Below are 13,791 nucleotides of genomic sequence, written 5' to 3'. Positions count from 1 at the left end.
GGTGCGGGTCGGCGTTAGGTATCCGAGACAACGGCAGATAAGGGTGCACATGAAGTTCGGGATTTCGACATTCGTCAACGACGACAGCATCGACACGGTCTCGCTGGCGCGTGCCATCGAGGAGCGCGGGTTCGACTCGCTCGCGATCGCCGAGCACACCCATATCCCGGCCAGCCGGGAGTCGGCCTATCCGCTCGGCGGGGAACTGCCGTCGATCTATTACCGAACGCTGGACCCGTTCGTCACGCTGGCGGCCGCGGCCGCCGTCACCTCCAACATCGAACTGATCACCGGCATCGCGTTGCTCATCCAGCGCGACCCGATCATCACCGCGAAGGAAGCCGCCAGCATCGACCTGATCTCCAACGGCCGCTTCGTCTTCGGCGTCGGGGCGGGCTGGAACATCGAGGAGCTACGCCATCACGGCACCGATCCGAAGACGCGCGGAGCGCTGCTCGATGAACGCATCGAGGCCATCAAGGCGCTGTGGACCAACGAACCCGCGGAATACCACGGCAAATACGTCGACTTCGAGCCGTCCTACCTGCGACCCAAGCCCGTCCAGAAACCACATCCGCCGATCATCATCGGCGGTGACTCCGACGCCACCGTCAAGCGGGTGATCCGCCACGAGGCGGGCTGGATCTCCAACCCGTTCCCGATCGATCACCTCAAGCGCCGTATCGACCAACTTCGCGAGGGCGCCGGCCACGACGTCCCTCTGACGACGTTCGGCACGCCGATCGATCCGGAGTACTGGCGCGGACTCGAGGACCTCGGTTACCACCAGGCGAACCTGCTGCTGCCGACCAAGCCGCATGACGAATCGCTGCGACTGCTCGACGAATACGCGAAACAGGTCGCGCAATATCGCGGCTGAAAAAGTTTTCGCCACCGATGTCGAGAACGCCGTGACGGCTCCGTCCCAGGGGTGAGCGACCAACTAGGGTCGCGAACCTGAAGGGAGATATTCATGGCGAAGTACCTGCTTCTCAAGCACTACCGAGGCGCGCCCGCGGCCGTCAACAACGTGCCGATGGACCAGTGGGCGCCGGCAGAGGTCAAGGCGCACATCAAGTACATGAACGACTTCGCGGCCAAGCTGCAATCCAGCGGCGAGTTCGTCGACGGCCAGGCGCTGGCACCGGAGGGCGCGTGGGTCCGCTACGACGGCGAGGGCAAGCCGCCCGTCACCGACGGTCCGTTCGCGGAGACCAAGGACCTCATCGCGGGCTGGATGATCATCGACGTCGACTCGTACGACCGCGCCGTCGAGTTGGCAGGCGAGTTGTCCGCGGCGCCGGGCGCCGGCGGCCAGCCGATCCACGAGTGGCTCGAGGTCCGGCCGTTCCTGACGGCCGCCCCGAACACCACTGAGTGTCACTGAGTCATGGCCGCCCGTGCGGTGGACGAGGCGCAGTTGCGGGATCTGATCCCCGGCGTGCTGGCGGCCCTCGTTTACCGCGGGGCCGACTTCGCCACCGCCGAGGACGCGGTGCAGGAGGCATTGCTCAAAGCTGTTGAGGTATGGCCGAATCGGCGCCCCGACGATCCGAAGGGCTGGCTGATCACCACCGCGTGGCGCCGCTTCATCGATCTTGCGAGGTCTGACTCCGCGCGTCGCGACCGCGAACTGCGGGTGACTGACGAACCTCCGCCAGGGCCGGCGGAGTCCGTCGACGACACTCTGCAGCTGTACTTTCTGTGCGCGCACCCGAGCCTGTCGCCCGCGTCGGCCGTTGCGCTGACGCTGCGCGCCGTGGGCGGGCTCACCACGCGCCAGATCGCGCAGGCCTACCTCGTGCCGGAAGCGACCATGGCGCAACGGATCAGCCGGGCGAAACGCACCGTGAGCGATGTGCGGCTCGATCAGCTGGGTGATCTGCGCACGGTGCTGAAGGTGCTGTACTTGGTGTTCAACGAGGGATACAGCGGCGATGTCGACCTTGCCGAGGAAGCCATTCGACTGGCCCGACAACTAGCCGCCGCGACGCATGACGAGGAGGTCGCGGGCCTGCTCGCGTTGTTCCTGCTTCACCACGCGAGACGCCCCGCCCGTACCCGGGCCGACGGCAGCCTGGTGGTGCTCGCTGATCAAGACCGCAGTCTGTGGCGGCGTGACCTGATCGCTGAGGGTGTGGACGTACTTCAGGCGGCGCTGGCCCGGGACCGGTTGGGGGAGTACCAGGCACAGGCCGCGATCGCGGCGTTGCACGCGGATGCGCAGAGCGCTGACGAGACTGACTGGGTCCAGATCGTCGAGTGGTACGACGAGCTTGTCCGGCTCACCGACAGCCCGATCGTGCGGCTCAATCGCGCCGTCGCGGTCGGTGAGGCGGACGGACCCCTGGCGGGGTTATCCGCGCTCGGCGAGGTCGACCCGAGCCTGCCGAGGTACACCGCGTCTGCGGCATACCTGCACGAGCGGGCGGGCGAACTCGCCACTGCGGCAAGGCTTTACGTCGAAGCTGCCGCGCAAGCAGAGAATGTCGCCGAGCGTAACCACCTCACCTTGCGCGCCGCCAGCGTTCGTCAGCAGATCTCAGTTGAAGGTGGCTCGTAGCCGATCCACAGGAGAGCTCTAGTTGTTGGTTGGTGGTGGTTGGTAGGGGTCATACCACCACCAGTCGGCGCGTTCGCCCAGCGGTCCGGTCCAGCGTGGGACATCAGGTGGGGGCTTGGTGGGTGGGCGTGCCAGTGATGCTGAGGTGAGGGGGTGGCCGTCGTTGTCGGTGACGACGAGGTGGGTGGCGGGTCCGGTGATGGTGATGCCGCCGGTGTGGTGGAGCCGGTGGTGATAGGGGCACAGCAGTACCAGGTTGTCCAGGTCGGTGGGGCCGCCGTTTTCCCAGTGCACGAGGTGATGGGCGTGCAGTCCGCGGGTGGCCCCACACCCGGGTACCGCACAGCTGGGGTGGCGGTGTTCCAGCGCGCGGCGCAGCCGCCGATTGACCGTGCGGGTGGACCGCCCGGCGCCGATCGGCTGGCCGGCCCGGTGGAACCAGACTTCGCAGGTGGCATCGCAGGTCAGATATTGGCGATCGGCATCCGAGAGCAGCGGCCCCAGGTGCAGAGCCGCGGTCCGCTCTTTCACGTCGAGGTGCGCGATGACGGTGGTGTGCTGTCCGTGTGGGCGCTGCGCGACTTCGGCGTCCCAGCCGGCCTCCACCAACCGCATGAACGCCTCGTCGTCGCCGTGGTGGTGTTGGTGCTCGGCGAACAGCGCATCGCGATGCGACGCCAGCGCGGCGTCGAGTTTGGCGGACTCGATATGCGGCAATCGGATGCGCCACGTGGTGAAGTGCTCATCAGAGCTCTTGGTGATCGACGCCTTGGGCTCCGGTTGTGGTTCGGGGTCGGGTCGGGGTTCGAGTTTGACCGCGGTACGCAACTGATTGACCGTCGCGACTGCCGCCAACTGGGCGTAATGCTCATCAGAGCCCGCACCCGCGCCGCCGGCGATCACCGCGACCTGATCCAGCGACAACCGGCCCTCGCGCATCGCTTCTGCGCAGCGCGCAAACTCGTCGAGCCGGCCCGCGACCGTCGTAATGGTCTTCGCGGTGGTCGAGGACAACCCCAGTCGCCAGGCCACCAACCCCGCGACCGAGCGTGCCCCGGTGGCACCCCACAACCGGTCGCGGTCGATCTCAGCGACGATCTCCACCACGCGCCCATCAATGGCGTTGCGCTGCCCCGCCAACTCCGCGAGCTCCTCAAAGAGCACCTCAAGGCGCTCCTTCGGAATCATCGCGGTCGCCGCCAAGGACATAACCCCATCATGGCAGCGGGGTCCGACAAATTTCGGGTCACCAGGTCAGTCTCGGAAGGCGTTGTGCGAGAGGACCTTTGTGCCGGCGAGAGCAATATCGCTCCGTGTCGGTCACTGGTGACGTCGTTCTCGGCTGGGGCGGGATCCGTAAGTCTGACGACAGCTATCGCCACCCGTCCTTCGCTCGGACCAGCCTCCGCCGCTGACCTGCTGAGGCAAAGTCGCCGCAAACCCAGATCTCCATCGCTAAATTGGACCTCCAGTCGATCTTTCGACGAGGGGATTCAAATGAGCAAACCATCTATGCTGCCTGCGCCCGACTCCGAGGCGTTGACACCCGACGGCATCATGCAGCTGGGTTTCGGCTTCTGGGGCTCGAGGGCGCTATTGAGTGCAGTCGAGCTGAAACTCTTCGGCGTGCTCAGCGAGGCCGGCCCACTGGACGCCGAGCAACTCCGCGACCGACTCGGCCTGCATCCGCGCAGTGCGCGGGACTTCTTCGACGCACTCGTCGCTCTCGGAATGCTCGACCGCACCGACGGCCGCTACGAAAACACTCCGCAGACCGACCTTTTCCTCGATCCGGCCAAGCCCACCTATGTGGGAGGCGTATTGGAAATGTCGAGCGTTCGCCTCTACAACTTCTGGGGGTCGCTGACCGAGGCTCTGCAAACCGGCCAGCCGCAAAGCGAAGTGAAGACCGGCGGCGAGTTCTTCGAGACGCTATACGCCGACCCGGAAAAACTGGCTGGGTTCGCCGCCGCGATGTCAGGTCTCAGCCGCTCGGCGGGCGAGGCCATCGCAGACAAGTTCCCATGGCGCGACTACGGCAGCGTGATCGACATCGGGTGCGCCCAAGGCGCTGTCCCAGTTGCCATCGCGACAGCCCATGACCATCTGACCGGCGGCGGATATGACCTCCCGCCCATCGAACCGATCTTCAATTCCTATGTCTCGCAACACGGTCTGGCTGACCGTCTGCAATTCACGCCCGGCGACTTCTTCGCCGACCCGCTACCGAGTGCCGACGTTCTCGTCATGGGCCACATACTCCACGACTGGGACATGGGCGAGAAGCGTCTACTACTGCAGAAGGCCTACGACGCACTGCCCGACGGCGGGGCACTGATCGTCTACGAGGCGCTGATCGATGACGACCGGCGCCACAACTCATTCGGTCTGCTGATGAGCCTCAACATGCTGATCGAGGGTCTCGGCGGCTTCGACTACACGGGCGCCGACTGCCGCGGGTGGATGGCTGAGGTCGGCTTCGGCAAGGGCTACGTCGAGCACCTGGTCGGTCCTGATTCGATGGTCGTCGGCATCAAATAGCCCGTGCCGGGATGACTTCGCGGATGCCCATCCGTTCTGGCGGTCAGAGCACGTCGGAAGCACAACGGAAGGGCAATCATGAAGATCGTCGTCATCGGAGGAACGGGCCTGATCGGCTCGAAGTTGGTGCAGGCGTTGGACCAACATGGTCACGAGGCGGTCGCGGCCGCACCCTCGACCGGGGTGAACACGCTGACGGGCGAGGGGTTGCCCGCGGTGCTCGCAGGCGCCTCGGTGGTTGTCGACGTTTCGAATTCGCCGCAGCTCGACGACTCGGCCATCGAGTTCTTCCGCACGGCAACCACGAATCTGCTCACTGCCGAGAAGGATGCCGGGGTTGGCCACCATGTCGCTCTGTCGGTGGTCGGTACCGTTGAATTGGCGCCCAAGAGCGGCTATTTCGAGGCCAAGCAGCTGCAGGAGAACCTGATCGCCGAAGGGCCGATTCCGTCCACGCTCGTACACGCGACGCAGTTCTTCGAGTTCGTCAACACCCTCGCCGACTCCGCGACCGTCGACGGCACGGTGCGCATGCCACCGGCGTACTTTCAGCCGATGGCCGCCGCCGACGTCGCGGAAGGGCTCGCGATCGCCGCGGTCAATGAGCCGGTCAAGGGCATCACCGAAATCGGCGGGCCGGAGGCGGTCCTGCTGCCCGACCTGATCAGGACCGCGTTGACGGCCCGCGGCGATGCCCGCGAGGTCGTCGCTGATCCCGACGCGCAGTACTGGGGCATCGACATCGGCGAGCGCACCCTGTGCCCCGGTGAGGGTGCGACGCTGTTCGACACCAGGTTCGAAGACTGGCTCCTCGAAACCGCCGCCAAGGCGTAGCGGGACCGCCGGGCCAGGCTCGAGGTCCCTGGCGAGAGCCAGTTCACAGCCGGACCAGCGGTAAGGTCTCCACTGCAAACAGACGCGGTGGAGCCCTATGTCGAGCGAAGGTCGGGGGACACGTCTTCGCGGTCGCGCCAGCGAAAGCGAGACACTTCGGGGGCTGATCGACGCTGTCCGATCGGGCACCAGTCAGGTGCTGGTGCTGCGCGGTGAGCCCGGAGTCGGCAAGACCGCACTGCTCGGGTTCGTGACAGAACTGGCGGCCGGGTTCCGCTGCGTCCAAGTGGCCGGGGTGCAGTCCGATATGGAACTCGCCTTCGCCGGCCTGCAGCAGCTGTGCGCGCCGCTGCTGAATCACCTGGATGAACTTCCCGAGCCACAGCGTGAGGCGCTCAATGTCGCATTCGGGCGCGGTGTCGGCGCCGCCCCGGATCGTTTCCTCGTTGGCCTGGCGGTGCTGAGCCTGATTGCCGCGGCCGCCAACGACCAACCCCTGCTCTGCGTCGTCGACGATGCCCAATGGCTCGACGAAGTGTCGGTGCAGACGCTCGCCTTCGTGGCGAGACGCCTGCTCGCCGAGCCGGTCGCAATGGTGTTCGCGGCGCGTGAACGGGGCGCAGAGGCGTTGACGGGGTTGCCGGAATTGGCGCTCAGCGGCCTGTCCGACGGCGATGCGCGGGAGCTGTTGGAATCGGTGATTGTGGGGGCGATGGACCCGCGCGTCCGCGACCGCATCGTCGCCGAGACCCGCGGCATCCCGCTTGCCATCATCGAGGTGCCGCGCAGTGTGTCAGCAACCGAGCTTTCGGGTGGGTTCTGGATTTCCGGCAAGCGCTCGTCGGCGGCGGCGCTCGAGGAGGGCTTCGTCAACCGCATCAAATCCTTACCCGCCGAAACCCAGCGGTTGCTGCTGCTCGCGGCGGCCGAACCGGTCGGCGATGCCGCGTTGTTCCTCCGCGCGGCGGCGCACCTTGGCATCGCGGTCGACGCGTTGGGCCCTGCCGAAGCCGAAGGCGTGATCGAATTCGGTCCGCGGATGCGCTTTCACCATCCGCTGCTGCGGTCGGCCGCCTACCGCGCCGCGGACCTGACCGAACGCCGGGCGATTCACCGCGCGTTGGCCGACGCGACCGATCCCGAAACGGATCCCGACCGCAAGGCGTGGCATGCCGCCAACGCGGCCGCGGGTCCCGACGAGGCGGTCGCCGCGGAACTGGAGTCGTCCGCAAGTCGTGCCCAGGGCCGAGGCGGGATCGCCGCCGCGGCGGCATTCCTCGAACGCGCCACCGCGTTGACCTCGGACCCGGCCCTGCGCAGCGCGCGGGCGCTGGCGGCAGCGCAGGCCAAACGGGACGCGGCGGCACCTGCTGCGGCATACGAATTGCTCGCGATCGCCGAACTCGGCCAATTGTCCGACCTGCAACGCGCCCAGATCGCCCGGCTGAGGGCCCAGATGGAATTCGCCCGTAGCCGCGGCGGCGATGCCGGTGCGGCCCCGGTCAGTGCAACCGCGCTGCAACTCCTCACTGCTGCAAAACAATTGGAGAACCTCGACGACTACGCAGCCTGCGAGACGTACGCGGAGGCGATCGCCGCGATCCTGTATGCCGGGCGGCTCGGTGATCCCGGTTCGCTGGGCGATGCAGCCGAAGCCGCGCGGTCCTTTGTCAGTCGGGCGACGAAACCTCCACGCGCTATCGAGCTGCTTTTGACCGGCATCGCAGAACGGATCACCGGCGGTGTGAGCGCGGGCACCGCTCCATTGCGGGCAGCGCTGGACGCCATGTTGGCGATGACGGAGTCGAACGACCTTCAGGTTCGGCGGTGGATGGTGCCAGCGTTCCCGATCCTTCAGGAATCCGCTGCCCATGACCTGTGGGACGAAGCGATAGTGCACCAACTGTCCGCCGCCGTCGTGCGGCAGGCACGCGATGCCGGCGCACTGGACGTATTGCCACGCGCTCTCGTGTACCAGGCTGGGGCGCACTTGCTTTCGGGCGAATTCACCACGGCGGAAACGCTTATCGAAGAGGCCAATTCGATCTCCGCATCGACGGATCACCTCGCGCCGGTCAGGTATCACTCGCTGCTGCTGACAGCGTGGCGTGGTGATCCGGCCGACGCGGTGAAGTTGATCGAGTCGGCCGCCGCCGACGGGGCGGCTAGGGGAGAGGGCAGGCTGCTCGGCCTCACCGGTTGCGCCGCCGCCCTGCTGTACAACGGCCTCGGCCGGTACGAGGAGGCCCTCGCGGCCGCCCGTGAGGCATGCAGATACGAGGACCTCGGCTTCCACAGTTGGTGCCTGTTCGAACTGATCGAGGCCGCCACACGCACCGGCGACCAGGAAGCCGCCGTGTCGGCCGTGCAGCGGTTCGAGAAGTATGCGGGCGTGAGCGGAACCGACTGGCACCTCGGCGCGGTGGCACACGCGCGCGCGATGGTGGCCGACGATGCACACGCCGACGCGCTGTACACCGAAGCCGTTGAACGCCTGGGCCGTACGCGCGTCGCGGTCCACCTCGCGCGGACGCGACTGCACTACGGTGAATGGCTACGTCGGGTGAACCGCCGCGTCGACGCACGACGCCACCTCACCGAGGCGCACCAGGCGTTCACCCGGATGGGTGCACAGGCATTCGCCGAACGGGCCCGACGAGAGTTGGTGGCCACCGGGGAGAAGGTGCGCAAGCAGCAAGCCAGCTCGCATGCGGAGCTGACTGCTCAGGAGGCGCAGATCGCGCGGCTGGCAGGCGACGGACTGACGAATCAGGAGATCGGCGCCCAGTTGTTCATCTCGACCCACACCGTCGAATGGCACCTGCGAAAGGTGTTCGTCAAGCTCGGCATCACCTCGCGCAGGCAACTGCGCACCATCTCGTGGGCGAGCTAGCGCCCACTACGGACTACTGACTACGGACTTCCAAGGGTTCGCTTCACCTCCGCAACCGCGAGTCTGATCTGGACGGCCCGACACGGGCGCAGGCCAGGACAAAGACACCGCATCAACGGGAGGTTGATCATGCACGGCACGTCGGGCTCGGATCTCGCTGCGCGCTTCGCCCACGATGTGGAGCCCCTCTTCGATGTCTTGGCGCGCGGAGCGCGGCGGCTGACCCGCAGCGAGGCCGACGCCGAGGACCTGCTGCAAGACGCGTTGATGCACGCGTATGCGGGGTTCGCCACCTTCAAGGAGGGCAGCAACCTCAAGGCCTGGCTCTTCCGGATTCTCTACAACCGGTGGGTGAGCGCATACCGCTCCAGACAGTGCCGCCCCCGGGAGGTCCCTGTCGACGGTGTCACCGAGCAGGACCTCGCCGACAGCGCCGCCCGGCTTCCTGCGGGCCCCCGCTCCGCCGAGGCCGAGGTGCTGGCCGCGTTGCCCGATAACGAAATCAAGGCCGCGATGGACGCTCTGCCCGACAGCTTCCGCACCGTCGTGTACCTCGCGGATGTCGAGGGCTACACCTATGCCGAGACCGCCAAGATTCTCGGCATCCCACACGGCACCGTGATGTCGCGGGCGTCCCGCGGCAGACAACGGTTGCGCCAGTCCCTGGCTCACGTCGCTTAAACCTAGGAGTTTGCAATGGAATTAGCGTATAAGACAGCGTTGGTAACCGGAGGAACTGCAGGCATCGGCCTGGCATGCGCCCGGCTGCTGGCACACGAAGGCGCATCGGTCATCATCTCCGGTCGAGACGCCGAACGCGGCAAAGCGGCGGCCGCGGGGATCGACGGCAGCGTGCGCTTCGTCCAGGCCGATCTGTCTGACATCGAGTCGGTGAAATCGCTTGTCGCGCAGGCTGGCGACGTCGACATTCTGGTCAACAATGCCGCCAGCTTTCCGGCGGCATTGACCGTCGACCAGGAAGTGACCGCGTTCGAGAAGACGTTCGACACCAACGTCCGCGGCACCTACTTCTTGGCAGCCGGCCTCGTGCCCGGAATGCTCAGGCGAGGGCACGGCAGCATCATCAACGTCACCTCGATGGTCGCCTCGAAGGGCGTCCCCGGTGCCGGCGTGTACAGCGCCACCAAGGCCGCAGTCGAATCGCTCACCCGTACCTGGGCCGCCGAATTCGGTTCCCATGGCGTGCGGGTCAACAGCGTCGCCCCCGGACCCACGAAAACCGAAGGCGTCGAGGCGGAATGGGGCGAAACCAACGAGGAACTCGGCCGCGCGCTGCCGTTGGGCCGCACCGCCAAACCCAAAGAAATCGCGGACGCGGTGCTCTTTCTCGCCTCGCCCCGCTCGACTTTCATCACCGGCTCCACACTGCACGCCGACGGCGGCGGCACCGCCATATGAACACCAGGAAGGAATGTCCGATGTCGAAAAACTATGACGCCGAATGGGAGAACGCGTTGACGGTGGTGCAGGAAGTGCAACCGCCTGCTATTCCCGAAGGCGCACACGCCATGACCGTTGTCGTCGAATTCCGTCCCGGCAGTGCCGGCGCCCCACCACACCGACATCCCTACGGCCCGGCCTTCGGCTACGTGTTGGAAGGCGAGATGCTGTTCGAGTTGGAAGGCCAAGCGCCGCGCGTCATTCGGGCCGGAGAGGCATTCTGGGAACCCGGCGGCGACGTCATCCACTACTCCGACGCAAACAATCGCGACGACATCAAACTTCGTTATCTCGTCACGATGCTCTGCGTGCCCGGCAAACCCATGCTCACCCTCGTCGACGACGAGGAACTCGAGGCGCGCAAACACCTGCGCGTAACCGCCGAATAGGAGTGCGTTCCGATGGCACGGATCCTGCTGCAAACGACCATTCCCGAGAGTCCCGACGACTGGGACGTCTCACGTTTCTCGCTGTTGGCCGACGAACTTCGGGTGGCCGGCCATGAGGTTGTCGCACGCAACCGGTCGAGCCGGGGCGACGACCTGGTGCTCAGCCACCTAGACCAACTGAACTTCGACCAGCTGTGGCTGATGGCCGTCGACGTCGGTGACGGCCTGTCCGCCGCCGACGCCTACGCCATCCGGCGGTTCCGCGAGAACGGCGGCGGCGTGCTGACCGCGCGCGATCACCAGGACCTGGGCTGCTGCCTGAGCAGGCTCGGCGCGCTCGGCGTGGTGAACGAATTCCACGACAAGAGCGTCGACCCGAGCACGATGTGCGACGACCAGGACACCCCGACCATCTCGTGGCCCAACTACCACTCCGGCGCCAACGGCGACTACCAGCCGGTGCTCGTCGAAGGGCCGGTGCACGAGCTGTTGCGCACCGAGCACACCGCCAGCGGGCACATCGAGTGGTTCCCCGCCCACCCGCACGAGGGCCTGGTGTCGGCGACCGGGGCGTTCGCCACCGCGATCGCACAGGGCCGCAGCACCGCGACCGGCCGCCACTTCAACCTCGCCGTCGTGCTCGACGGTGAACTAGCACCCGACGGCAGGCCGATGGGCCGCGCGGTCGCTGAGTCGACCTTCCACCACTTCGCCGACTACAACTGGGATCTCGATTGCGGCGCACCGTCATTCGTCAGTGAGGCACCAGGCAACCAGATCAAGGCCGACCCGTCGCGACTGGCGATCTTCAAGGGCTACATCCGCAACATCGCCTCCTGGCTTCAACCCGCCAAACACCTGTCGGTCGCGGTCTGACAAGGGGTGGCATCCTGGCTTGATGGGGCTGCTCCTCGTCCGTCTCGTCGAGTTGCTGATCATCGTTGTTCCGGTGGTCGGCCTGGTTGTCGGCGGCGTGAAGGCGTACTCCGCCGCGCGCATCGGCCACCAGGCGGCGCCGGAGAGCCAGGCGGCGCAAGCGCGCGCCATCGCGCGGACGATCAAGGAGCATGACCGAACGGACACCCGGTGGTTGGACTATGAACTCGACATCGGCAAACTGCTCGACTTTCCGCTGATGACCGACATGCGCAACCCGCTGACCGAGCGCTTCCACCGGGCCAAGTTGCGAGCCGACCTGCTGCGGCCGGGCAACGTCGAGGACCTTCTTTCAGACAGCGACGCCGCGCGCCAGTACCTGGACGCGGTTGAGAATTATGTGACCGCGTTCGACATCGCAGAAACCGAGGCAATACGCAAGCGGCGCAACGAGTTCACGAAAGCAGAGCAGCAGCGCCTTTCCCGCGCGCGCAGCGCCTTGCGGGTGGCGGTCGACAGCGGCGCGACGCAGCAGGAGCGCGAACGCGCCTACGCCGTTGCCTCTCGCGAACTCGACGGCCTGATCGTGCTACCGCAGCGCGCCCGCTCCGCAATCGAGCGCGGAATCGTCGGTGAGCTCGACGGTTAGGTACCCGCTACGTCCTCGACCCATTGGACGAAAGCCGTTCCATCGCATAGGACGCGGCCTGGTTCGCCATGCCGTTCACCGAATAGAGGTTGTGTGCGCCGTTGTCGGTGCCGCCAGGCGAGCAGACGTTGTCCTCCGGGATGCACAGATCGAGGGTCTTGCCGGTGTACAGCTTGCCGACCGTGATCGGCGGGGCACCGGTGTAGATCATCTGAAGGAACCCGCTCGAGGGCTTGCCGAACAGCACCACGGCGGCGACGTGCTTGGCCACGTCCGGAGCCATCGGTCCGGTGATGCCCTCGGGAAGGGTAAAGCCGTTGGGCACAGCGTCTTCGGTGGTATATGCCACGACGGCTGCGCCTTGCGAGTAGCCACCGAGCACCATCTTGGTGTTCGGGCACCGCGCGGCCATGTCGCGGACCCTGTTGCTCGTATCGATCACACCGTCGGCCGCCGTTGCGAAATCGAGCGACGCCGGATAGTTGACCGCGTACACCTCCATCGACTTGCCGCCGAGCTGGTCGCGCAGCGCGTCGACGAACGCCTGCCCCGTCACGCCAACGCCTGCGGGCTCGAAAGTGCCGCGGGCGAAAATGACCTCGACGTCCGGACAAGGATCAGCAGAAGCGCTTGGGCTGGTGACGGCAGTGCCCAACAGCGCCGAAGTCACGACGACCGCAGTACCGAAGATCCGACCGATGAAGCTCACCTTGACTCCCGACTGTCGCTCCACAAATGACGCACGTGGGTACCCGGTGATGCTGATTGCGAAACCCTATTTTAGGTAAGGATCTGCCCACGCGCCGATTATGCGAGCCGCGCGACGCGCCTGCCCCGGGCCGGTCAGCAGATGCTCAGAACCCTCGAGCGAGACGAAGCTGCGGGGATGGCGTGCGGTACGGAAGATCTCGCTGGCATTGGCAATGCCCACAGTGTTGTCGGTCGGTGAGTGCAGGATCAGCAGCGGCAGTTTCAGACCGCGAATCTTGTCGTGCAGGGCCGCTGCCCGCACGTCTTCGACGAAAGCCCTTTTGAGCGTGAGACAACGCCCGCCGACCATCCACTCTGCGCTGCCCTCGGACAGCACCCGGTCGACGACGGCGTCGTAGTGGTGCTCGGCGTGGGAGGGGTCCATCGGCGCCCCGATGGTGGCGACGGCCCGCACTCCGGGTGACTGTCGCGCCGCCGCGATCACCGCCGCACCCCCGAAGGAGTGCCCGACGAGGATGTCGGCGGGCGTCTCCTGCTCGGCCATGAATTCGCAAGCCCGGACGACGTCGTTGACCTTCACGGTGAACGAGCCGTCGCCCCAGTCACCCTCCGAGTCGCCCAAGCCGAGCGCGTCGAAGCGCAGCATGCCGATGCCGTCCTCGGCGAGCTGCTTACAGATTCGAGCCGCCGCGGGCGAGTCCTTGCCGAGCGTGAATCCGTGCGAGAAGACTCCCCAGCCGCGCGGCTCGCCGGCAGGCCGATCGATGATTCCCGCCAAGCTCGGTCCCGTCGAGCTTGCAAACGTGACGCGCTCAGCCATGCCGGAGGTTTACCACCTTGCGCTGCCCGATTGCCAGGTCGCTACCGTTTAGAC

The 13,791-nt window shown here is 66.3% G+C and carries 14 protein-coding genes; 11 read left to right on the top strand and 3 right to left on the bottom strand.

Going from position 1 to position 13,791, the window contains the following annotated elements:
* Positions 1 to 49 precede the first annotated feature (49 nt).
* The 3 genes from J3E61_RS08950 (at position 50) to J3E61_RS08940 (ending at position 2,563) form a co-directional block, all read left to right on the top strand.
* A complete protein-coding gene (locus tag J3E61_RS08950) occupies positions 50 to 880 on the top strand; it encodes an LLM class F420-dependent oxidoreductase (RefSeq protein ID WP_210083306.1) in 831 nt (276 codons plus the stop codon).
* A gap of 93 nt (positions 881 to 973) precedes the next feature.
* Entirely contained in the window at positions 974 to 1,387 is a 414-nt protein-coding gene (locus tag J3E61_RS08945) for a hypothetical protein (RefSeq protein ID WP_210083305.1), read from the top strand.
* A 3-nt stretch (positions 1,388 to 1,390) separates the two neighbouring features.
* Positions 1,391 to 2,563 carry an RNA polymerase subunit sigma-24 gene (locus tag J3E61_RS08940; RefSeq protein WP_210083304.1) on the top strand — a complete coding sequence of 391 codons (1,173 nt, stop codon included), beginning with the start codon at positions 1,391 to 1,393 and terminating at the stop codon, positions 2,561 to 2,563.
* A gap of 18 nt (positions 2,564 to 2,581) precedes the next feature.
* Here the strand turns inward: J3E61_RS08940 and J3E61_RS08935 are convergent, their stop codons facing one another.
* Positions 2,582 to 3,772, bottom strand: a complete 1,191-nt coding sequence (locus J3E61_RS08935; RefSeq protein ID WP_210083303.1) for a DUF222 domain-containing protein — start codon at positions 3,770 to 3,772, stop codon at positions 2,582 to 2,584.
* 288 nt (positions 3,773 to 4,060) lie between these two features.
* Here J3E61_RS08935 and J3E61_RS08930 point away from each other — a divergent pair, with 288 nt between their 5' ends.
* The 8 genes from J3E61_RS08930 (at position 4,061) to J3E61_RS08895 (ending at position 12,206) form a co-directional block, all read left to right on the top strand.
* A complete protein-coding gene (locus J3E61_RS08930) occupies positions 4,061 to 5,104 on the top strand; it encodes a methyltransferase (RefSeq protein ID WP_210083302.1) in 1,044 nt (347 codons plus the stop codon).
* Between the two features lie 78 nt (positions 5,105 to 5,182).
* Positions 5,183 to 5,938, top strand: a complete 756-nt coding sequence (locus J3E61_RS08925; RefSeq protein WP_210083301.1) for an SDR family oxidoreductase — start codon at positions 5,183 to 5,185, stop codon at positions 5,936 to 5,938.
* A gap of 97 nt (positions 5,939 to 6,035) precedes the next feature.
* Positions 6,036 to 8,831: an AAA family ATPase gene (locus tag J3E61_RS08920; protein ID WP_210083300.1), complete on the top strand. Its 2,796-nt coding sequence runs from the start codon at positions 6,036 to 6,038 to the stop codon at positions 8,829 to 8,831.
* Positions 8,832 to 8,960: 129 nt separating this feature from the next.
* Positions 8,961 to 9,512, top strand: a complete 552-nt coding sequence (locus J3E61_RS08915) for a sigma-70 family RNA polymerase sigma factor (RefSeq protein ID WP_210083299.1) — start codon at positions 8,961 to 8,963, stop codon at positions 9,510 to 9,512.
* Between the two features lie 15 nt (positions 9,513 to 9,527).
* Positions 9,528 to 10,250 (top strand): glucose 1-dehydrogenase, encoded by a 723-nt coding sequence (locus J3E61_RS08910; protein ID WP_192724856.1) that lies wholly within the window; start codon positions 9,528 to 9,530, stop codon positions 10,248 to 10,250.
* 20 nt (positions 10,251 to 10,270) lie between these two features.
* Entirely contained in the window at positions 10,271 to 10,681 is a 411-nt protein-coding gene (locus J3E61_RS08905) for a cupin domain-containing protein (RefSeq protein WP_192724855.1), read from the top strand.
* A 12-nt stretch (positions 10,682 to 10,693) separates the two neighbouring features.
* Positions 10,694 to 11,557 (top strand): hypothetical protein, encoded by an 864-nt coding sequence (locus tag J3E61_RS08900; protein ID WP_210083298.1) that lies wholly within the window; start codon positions 10,694 to 10,696, stop codon positions 11,555 to 11,557.
* Positions 11,558 to 11,579: 22 nt separating this feature from the next.
* Positions 11,580 to 12,206: a hypothetical protein gene (locus J3E61_RS08895; RefSeq protein WP_210083297.1), complete on the top strand. Its 627-nt coding sequence runs from the start codon at positions 11,580 to 11,582 to the stop codon at positions 12,204 to 12,206.
* A gap of 7 nt (positions 12,207 to 12,213) precedes the next feature.
* Here the strand turns inward: J3E61_RS08895 and J3E61_RS08890 are convergent, their stop codons facing one another.
* Positions 12,214 to 12,915 carry a cutinase family protein gene (locus J3E61_RS08890; RefSeq protein ID WP_192724852.1) on the bottom strand — a complete coding sequence of 234 codons (702 nt, stop codon included), beginning with the start codon at positions 12,913 to 12,915 and terminating at the stop codon, positions 12,214 to 12,216.
* A gap of 66 nt (positions 12,916 to 12,981) precedes the next feature.
* On the bottom strand, positions 12,982 to 13,737 hold the full coding sequence (locus J3E61_RS08885) for an alpha/beta fold hydrolase (protein ID WP_192724851.1): 756 nt from the start codon (positions 13,735 to 13,737) through the stop codon (positions 12,982 to 12,984).
* Between the last annotated feature and the right edge of the window lie 54 nt (positions 13,738 to 13,791).

Origin of the sequence: Mycobacterium sp. OAE908 (assembly GCF_017872775.1) — a bacterium.
Classification (GTDB): Bacteria; Actinomycetota; Actinomycetes; order Mycobacteriales; family Mycobacteriaceae; genus Mycobacterium.
Note: the sequence above shows the minus strand (reverse complement) of the source record. Positions and strands in the feature narration are given on the sequence as shown.

What these genes read in the sequence shown, in the direction of transcription:
- J3E61_RS08920 (WP_210083300.1), top strand. Translation starts at nt 6,036, where the DNA reads ATGTCGAGCGAAGGTCGGGGGACACGTCTTCGCGGTCGCGCCAGCGAA.
- J3E61_RS08915 (WP_210083299.1), top strand. Translation starts at nt 8,961, where the DNA reads ATGCACGGCACGTCGGGCTCGGATCTCGCTGCGCGCTTCGCCCACGAT.
- J3E61_RS08945 (WP_210083305.1), top strand. Translation starts at nt 974, where the DNA reads ATGGCGAAGTACCTGCTTCTCAAGCACTACCGAGGCGCGCCCGCGGCC.
- J3E61_RS08935 (WP_210083303.1), bottom strand. Translation starts at nt 3,772, where the DNA reads ATGTCCTTGGCGGCGACCGCGATGATTCCGAAGGAGCGCCTTGAGGTG.
- J3E61_RS08900 (WP_210083298.1), top strand. Translation starts at nt 10,694, where the DNA reads ATGGCACGGATCCTGCTGCAAACGACCATTCCCGAGAGTCCCGACGAC.
- J3E61_RS08905 (WP_192724855.1), top strand. Translation starts at nt 10,271, where the DNA reads ATGTCGAAAAACTATGACGCCGAATGGGAGAACGCGTTGACGGTGGTG.
- J3E61_RS08930 (WP_210083302.1), top strand. Translation starts at nt 4,061, where the DNA reads ATGAGCAAACCATCTATGCTGCCTGCGCCCGACTCCGAGGCGTTGACA.
- J3E61_RS08950 (WP_210083306.1), top strand. Translation starts at nt 50, where the DNA reads ATGAAGTTCGGGATTTCGACATTCGTCAACGACGACAGCATCGACACG.
- J3E61_RS08925 (WP_210083301.1), top strand. Translation starts at nt 5,183, where the DNA reads ATGAAGATCGTCGTCATCGGAGGAACGGGCCTGATCGGCTCGAAGTTG.
- J3E61_RS08885 (WP_192724851.1), bottom strand. Translation starts at nt 13,737, where the DNA reads ATGGCTGAGCGCGTCACGTTTGCAAGCTCGACGGGACCGAGCTTGGCG.
- J3E61_RS08940 (WP_210083304.1), top strand. Translation starts at nt 1,391, where the DNA reads ATGGCCGCCCGTGCGGTGGACGAGGCGCAGTTGCGGGATCTGATCCCC.
- J3E61_RS08895 (WP_210083297.1), top strand. Translation starts at nt 11,580, where the DNA reads ATGGGGCTGCTCCTCGTCCGTCTCGTCGAGTTGCTGATCATCGTTGTT.
- J3E61_RS08910 (WP_192724856.1), top strand. Translation starts at nt 9,528, where the DNA reads ATGGAATTAGCGTATAAGACAGCGTTGGTAACCGGAGGAACTGCAGGC.